At 58.8% G+C, this 6311-nt stretch carries 9 protein-coding genes; 7 read left to right on the top strand and 2 right to left on the bottom strand.

The annotated features are described in order from the left end of the window. The 3 genes from ACYPYD_RS26360 to ACYPYD_RS26350 form a co-directional block, all read left to right on the top strand. Positions 1 to 615 (top strand): Mu transposase domain-containing protein (locus ACYPYD_RS26360; RefSeq protein ID WP_459666617.1); only part of this gene is annotated, 615 nt, incomplete at its 5' end. A gap of 10 nt (positions 616 to 625) precedes the next feature. Then, a complete protein-coding gene (gene istB, locus ACYPYD_RS26355; RefSeq protein ID WP_459666615.1) occupies positions 626 to 1366 on the top strand; it encodes an IS21-like element helper ATPase IstB in 741 nt (246 codons plus the stop codon). Between the two features lie 270 nt (positions 1367 to 1636). Then, a complete protein-coding gene (locus tag ACYPYD_RS26350; protein WP_459666612.1) occupies positions 1637 to 1903 on the top strand; it encodes a copper resistance protein B in 267 nt (88 codons plus the stop codon). 31 nt (positions 1904 to 1934) lie between these two features. On the opposite strand, the gene ACYPYD_RS26345 is transcribed toward ACYPYD_RS26350, so the two are convergent. Beyond that, positions 1935 to 2180, bottom strand: coding sequence for a hypothetical protein (locus ACYPYD_RS26345; protein WP_459666619.1), 246 nt, complete (start codon positions 2178 to 2180; stop codon positions 1935 to 1937). Further along, complete coding sequence (locus ACYPYD_RS26340; RefSeq protein WP_285022449.1) at positions 2116 to 2328, bottom strand: helix-turn-helix domain-containing protein; 213 nt, start codon at positions 2326 to 2328, stop codon at positions 2116 to 2118. Before ACYPYD_RS26340 ends, ACYPYD_RS26345 begins: the two co-directional genes overlap by 65 nt. A 1036-nt stretch (positions 2329 to 3364) precedes the next feature. On the opposite strand from ACYPYD_RS26340, the gene ACYPYD_RS26335 reads away from it, so the two are divergent. From ACYPYD_RS26335 to ACYPYD_RS26320, 4 genes are all read left to right on the top strand, one after another. Beyond that, positions 3365 to 3529, top strand: a complete 165-nt coding sequence (locus ACYPYD_RS26335) for a hypothetical protein (RefSeq protein WP_459666610.1) — start codon at positions 3365 to 3367, stop codon at positions 3527 to 3529. 793 nt (positions 3530 to 4322) lie between these two features. After that, the gene (locus ACYPYD_RS26330) at positions 4323 to 4589 is read left to right on the top strand and encodes a hypothetical protein (RefSeq protein WP_285022442.1); all 267 of its coding nucleotides are present in this window, start codon (positions 4323 to 4325) and stop codon (positions 4587 to 4589) included. Beyond that, positions 4586 to 4858, top strand: a complete 273-nt coding sequence (locus ACYPYD_RS26325; RefSeq protein WP_459666608.1) for a hypothetical protein — start codon at positions 4586 to 4588, stop codon at positions 4856 to 4858. Before ACYPYD_RS26330 ends, ACYPYD_RS26325 begins: the two co-directional genes overlap by 4 nt. 665 nt (positions 4859 to 5523) lie before the next feature. After that, on the top strand, positions 5524 to 6311 hold a 788-nt coding region (locus ACYPYD_RS26320; RefSeq protein WP_459666605.1), incomplete at its 3' end, for an ATP-binding protein.

The raw sequence follows: 6311 nt of genomic DNA, 5'->3' as shown, positions 1-6311 counted from the left end.
CAGTTGTTCAACGAAGTCGATGTTCCAAACCTCAAGCCGCTGCCGGCAGAGCCGTGGGTTCATGCCGAATGGCGCCGCTGCCGCGTCGGGCTCGATTACCATATCGCGATCGAGCGACATCAATACTCTGTTCCGCACCGCTTCGCGCGCCGCGAGGTCGAAGCCCGGTTCACTGCCAGTACCGTCGAGATCTTCCTGGGAGGCGAGCGCATTGCTGTGCACCTGCGCAGCAGCGGCAATGGCCGGCACACCACCGTCCCCGAGCACATGCCATCCAGCCACCGGCGCTACGGCGAATGGACGCTGGCGAAAATCCGGCAGGAGGCAAGCCGGATCGGGCCGATGCTATCCTTGCTGGTCGAGAAGGTCATCGAGGCAAAGCCCCATCCCGAACAGGGCTATCGATCCTGTCTGGGCATCATCGGGCTCGAAAAACGCTTCGGTCCCGAGCGCCTCGAAGCTGCGGCGTTGCGCGCGCTGGAGATCCAGGCGCGTAATTACCCGTCGGTTAAATCGATCCTCGAGAAGGGCCTCGACCAGGTGCCCGTTCCCCAATCCCCTGAGCAAGAGCCGATCATCCATTCCAACATCCGCGGCTCGAGCTACTACAACTGAAGGAGCAAGAATGCTGAAGCATCCCACTCTGGGCCTTCTGGGCCAACTCGGCCTCGCCGGCATGGCCAAGGCCTTCGCCGAGATGGAAAGCAACGATGACGCAGCCAGTCTCAGCCACGCAGAATGGCTGGCACTGCTGCTCGACCACGAGGCCACCTACCGAAATGACAGGCGCCTCGCTCTGCGCTTGCGACATGCCAAGCTGCGACACCGCGCCGTGCCCGAGGACGTTGATTACCGAACGCGCCGCAGTCTTGACCGCCGGCTCTTCGAGACGTTGCTCGCTGGCGAATGGATATCCAGGCACGAGAACTTGGCCATCATCAGCCCGACCGGCATCGGGAAAAGTTGGTTGGCCTGTGCGATCGGTCACAAGGCCTGCCGTGATAACCGTTCCGTTCTCTACACCCGGTTGCCGCGGATAATCGACGAACTCACCTTGGCCAAGGGTGACGGCCGTATCGCTGCTCGCCAGAAAAGCCTTGCCCGGGTCGATCTGCTGATCCTGGATGATTGGGGGCTTCAGCCTCTCGACGGCAACGCCCGGCACCATCTGCTCGAAATCCTTGAGGACCGTTACGGTCAGCGCTCCACGCTGGTCACCAGCCAACTTCCGGTGCCCCGCTGGCATCAGACCATAAACGATCCGACCTACGCCGACGCCATCCTGGACCGCCCCGTTCACAACGCACACCGCCTAGAACTCGAAGGTGAATCCATGCGTCGAAATGCCGCCACCGCCGCGGCTTGATCAAGGCGCCAACATAGGTGACATCCACGACCAACGATCAGGCGCTTCAACTGCGCGCGATCAGATCGGAACGCTGCGCGGCATCAAATCGGAATGCCTGCGCGCGATGGTCGGAATCCGCAGTCTATCGGCGGCCTCGTTCTTTACCCGGTATCTCCGCCTGCATCGTAATCCCCGATCGAGAGACCTCTTCAGCGACGTCGCTATGACCGTCTCTTGAGATTATCGTCATCAGGCAGGCGTTCTCAATCCGACGGTTACCCTGTAGCATTGGATGCGGCAGGATTTCGTCCCGATCGGAAGCGTACTTACGCGCTGGTCGGTATCGAGCGGCTGGTACCTCACTGGTCAGAACTGCAAGGTCAGTTGCTGGTCTCGAAACAATGCGAAATTCTTGCGCGCGGCAAGGCGGGCTATTGCGAGTCGTTCGTGGTCGGTCCTGAAGCTGAGACAGATTTCGAGTTTCAGGAACTACCGGCGCAGCATGTCGGTGCGGGCTCCGTAAGCCTCGAAATTGGTGCCTGCCTTCGCTGCTAGCGTAACCGATCGCTTGCACCCTATGTACGCGTCACTGAAAGGCAAGCTTGGTGGGAGGGCAGATCTGGCAATTGCGGCGGGTAAGGATGTTTCCGGCGTATCGACTGTCCTCGGTGTGCGCGCGATGTTCTGATTTTCCATAAGATGCATGATCGGAGGGAGGGGCGAAAAGTTTGGGGCGTGGAATGCGGGTGGCCGCGCCCGAGCAAAATTCAAAACTGAGATGTGCTGTCGAACCTGCGATCTTCAGCCCATTTTTGAAGATCGGTTTGGGCATACAGAACTCGTCTTCCAAATTTTCTGAATGGGGGGCCGCCCCCAACAACCCTTTGTTTCTCTAGTGTTCGAGGGGACAAGCGGAGGAAGTCTGCAGCTTCAGAGTTGGTAAGGAAAGAATTGGAATTACTAATGTCGTTGCGGTCCATCTTACTTAGGAACCTTTGCTTCTTGAGGAGGGCATAGGCGTCATGGCTTTGCATGAGCCATTCTCAAAGAAACGTATATAGGGAGGGCATTAAACTGCCGATTGTGACATTCTACGCCTCTTTTTGCTCAAGCTTTTCCGTGGGCGTCAAATATGAATTTTGTTTTGGGGTGGCGAGATGGAAGCCGATCGGTTGTTGCTGCCCAGCTCTAATCCCGATTGGAGGAAATCCGGGGGTCACGTCAGTCACGTCAGCGGCTACAAAGCGCAGCGCTCGTCGCCCGGAATGGCGAAAACGGGAGGGGAGCAGACATTGCTCTGTGCGTAGTTTCAAAGGTAAGTCGGCAGGATGATCGCGCGGACCTCCATAATACGTTGTCGACTGCCTTGGGTGGCCTAGTTGCCTTTCCCACGGTTGGTGAGGCGACAACGCCCTTGGCTATCACTTACGTTTGTAACCCCACCCACGGCAGGCCAGACAGCCCTCTCGTGGCGACTTATGCCGCTGCGGAAGCCATTTTTCTGGCAATAGAGCCGTCGACCAACCCGCACAGCGACACGTTGGCGTTTCCAGATATCTTCGTTCTTAATGCTCTGAACCTAACGTAAGAATGTCAGGAAACCTCAGCACGAGTTGGCGGTTCTGGAAAGCCACCTACGACGGGCGGTTTTCAGCTACCGGAGCTTATGATGTCGATTATGGATAAAGACCTCGTGACGCCTCCTGGCGGGAAGCGGCCACTCCTCCGCTTTTTCGTGGTGGGGGCCATAATTTTGCTGATCGTTGCAGGCGGGATTGCGGCGGTCGCTACGGGCTTTTTCGAACAGCCGAGCCCGTATCATGAGGAAGGCAACTAGGCATCTCGAGGCCTACGAGGAAAGCGTTTGCGCTGCCGCGATAGGCCGGGCCTGCGGAATAAAAATTTCAAAAACTTCTGCCAGATTTCAAATCCTGTGTGCACGAATGCAACGTCGTGCGAGATTAATCTGTGTTATGCAAGTCCATGATTTGACCGACAGAAATCGGAGATTGTCGGATGGACGTATCGGTTGCTCGCCGCAAGGCAACGGAAGAAGACGTGGAGAGCGCCATCAACCACGGCGCCTTCCAAGTTCCTGCGATGCCGGCGGCGGATTTGCTCGCCTTCTTTCGGGCGATGATCGACATAGTTGTGGTTGATCATGCGGGAGAGCGCGAATGACCCGGCGCTATTGGGGCGTCGCTGCCGTCGCCTCGATCCTTATCGGTTTGCCGGTCGCGTTTCTCAGCCTCGACCACGCTTTGAGCTCCCCTTCGTTCGTGGCTCTGATCGCTCCTTAGCCAGGATTTTCCAGCGGTTGAGATAGATCGAAACATCCCGCGTCCGGAAATAAAGGTTCATACCCGTGAGTGCCGGGCGGTTACGTCAAGCGGTTCCAAAAGCGCTCTATTTGCCATTCCTCTGCGATAAGGCTGGTCGAGAGCTAGGCAAGCGCCAGCCGCAGGGCTGGATGGGCTCCTGCTCCGCCTCGCGCCCGGCGATATCGATAAAGTCGATCGCGAAACGGTTCATCCGGCCCGGGGGCTGGGCTTACCCGTCGCGATCGTGATCCCTGCGCGCCGCTGCCAGGAATGTGCGCGCATAGTTCCGGAACACGAACTGCCAGTGCGGCCCAGCATAGTCCTATTCCTTGGTCCGCTGCGTCGCGGTCTCACGTCTCGCACGATGCCCACATGCGGGCGGCCAGTTCGTCGAGAAGGGATTCCTCGCCATTCGAAGTGCAGAACCGGCATGGCATCAGCGTTGCTCTGACGGGCTGCACCGCGCTTCGCGGCTACCGCAGGCTTGCACTTCAGCCGCGCCTAGTGTCCACCGCGACACGCGACCGCAGTGACACAATGAGTAGTCGAAGACTGTCTCGAACCGTTTCGTTCCCATAACCTGACCGTAACGGATTGCAGAACAAATGCGGAACATATAGCATTGTGTCATTCCACCAAGGAGTGATTCTGCGATGCCTGCACTATCGAAGATGGATGGTCCGCTTGACCTCGGAGGCTATGAGACCAGTTCGAAATCCTTGCCTTTCGGGCGCTGGATACTGGAACAGAGCGAGCGAGGCGGCTTCATTGGCCAACTCGCCTCGATCGCCAGATCGGATCGTGGGTTTCCGAAGGACGGCAACCCCGATGCGGTCCGCAAGCGCCTGGGAGACACCGGCGCGGATCCAGAAATGTTCGAAGCGGTCGACGACGCCGAGATGGATTGGGTATCCTGGTGACCGGCCCGATAGCCGACGATGCCTTAATCGCGCTGGCTCAGCACCGCTTCGACCAAGCCGATAGGGCCGACGCCACGCATGAGGACTGCCGCCAGCTTCGTGACATTTTTCCCGTCGTTCTGCAGCGCCTGCGGGAGAAGGTGGAGATCACGCGCGATTTTGTCTGCATCGAGGACAACGACCTGTCTGATGCGGCGAGGATCGCACGGTTGGCCAACACCGAGCCGAAACAGGACGATCAACTGCAGCTATCCCTTACGCATTTTTGAGCATCCGCCGATCGTCGCGTGAACCACGTAAACCAAGCGGATCCCCCAGACGTTCCTATCCTGAGGAACAGTCATGATTGACGTGAAAACCTGGGCCCGGCGCACGTTCCGTAAGCTAGCGCCGGGCCACTTTATCAGCATCGAGACCACCAAGGTTTGGATACTGCGTAGGCGGAGAATATTTTCAGGTCGCAGCAACCGTTCTTGCCGGTCTGCCTTTATCAAACACCCTCATCCTGGTTGACCTAACCCGCAACTGGAGATCCCTGGGGCCTGGTCGCGGGATACATCTCCTACACCGGCCGGGCCTCATTTTTTCGTCACCTTGATGGAGGGTGACGTTGCACGAATTGGGAACGGGAGGATTGCTTGATAACTGGACGTCCGATTCTGGAGCGCGCTTTCGAGATCGCTCGAGAAGGCAGCTGTAAGAACCTGCAAAGCCTGGCTATCGCACTTGCGAAAGAGGGCTTCACCAATGTCGATTCTCATTTGGAGCGACCGTCTCTGCGAAAACAGCTGGGCGCGCTGATGCGAGCCTCCTAAATCAAATGGGCGGGGCTGCCAGTCCTCACCCGCCTATCCGAGAGTCGGCCCTCTTGAACGTGGAAACGTTCCGATCCATCTGGCTGGCGTAAGTCCGAAACATGTGAGCCGAAGAGACGATGACGACCGAGACGTTTGCCGCCCCTGAGACCCGCGCCTTCGAGGCCGATGTTTCCAAGCTCCTGCACATGATGGTCCATTCGGTCTATTCGGACCGGGACGTGTTCCTGCGCGAGCTTATCTCCAACGCTGCCGATGCCTGCGAGAAGCTGCGCTACGAAGCGATCTCCCGGCCCGAACTGCTTGGCGACGACGCCCAGCCGCGCATCACCGTAACGCTAGACAAGGACGCCGGAACGCTCACCGTCACGGACAATGGCATCGGGATGTCCGCGATCGACATGGCCGAGACCCTGGGCACAATTGCCCGGTCGGGGACGAAGGCGTTCATGGACAGGCTCGCCGCCGACAAGAACGGCGAGGGACAGCAGCTCATCGGCCAGTTCGGCGTGGGCTTCTACTCGGCCTTCATGGTCGCGGGCAAAGTCGAGGTCGTTTCCCGCCGCGCGGGTGAGGACGAGGCGGCGAGCTGGGCATCCGATGGTTCGGGCACTTACACCATAGCTCCGGTCGATCCCGCTGCCGCTCCCTTGCGGGGAACGAGGGTAACGCTGACCTTGCTCGACGAAGCGAAAAGCTATGCCGAGCTCTACACCATCGAACGGATCGTCAAGGCTCAGTCGGGCCATGTCCCGGTGCCGATATTCGTGGAGGAAACCGGGAGCGAGGAAGAAGCTCGGCAGCTTGCCGACGGCGCAGCGCTGTGGGCCAGGTCGAAGTCGGACATCAGCGAGGATGAGTATGCCGACTTCTATCGCAGCGTGGCGGGGCAGTTCGACAAGCCGGC

Source organism: Novosphingobium sp. 11B, from assembly GCF_054589055.1.
Note: the sequence above shows the minus strand (reverse complement) of the source record. Positions and strands in the feature narration are given on the sequence as shown.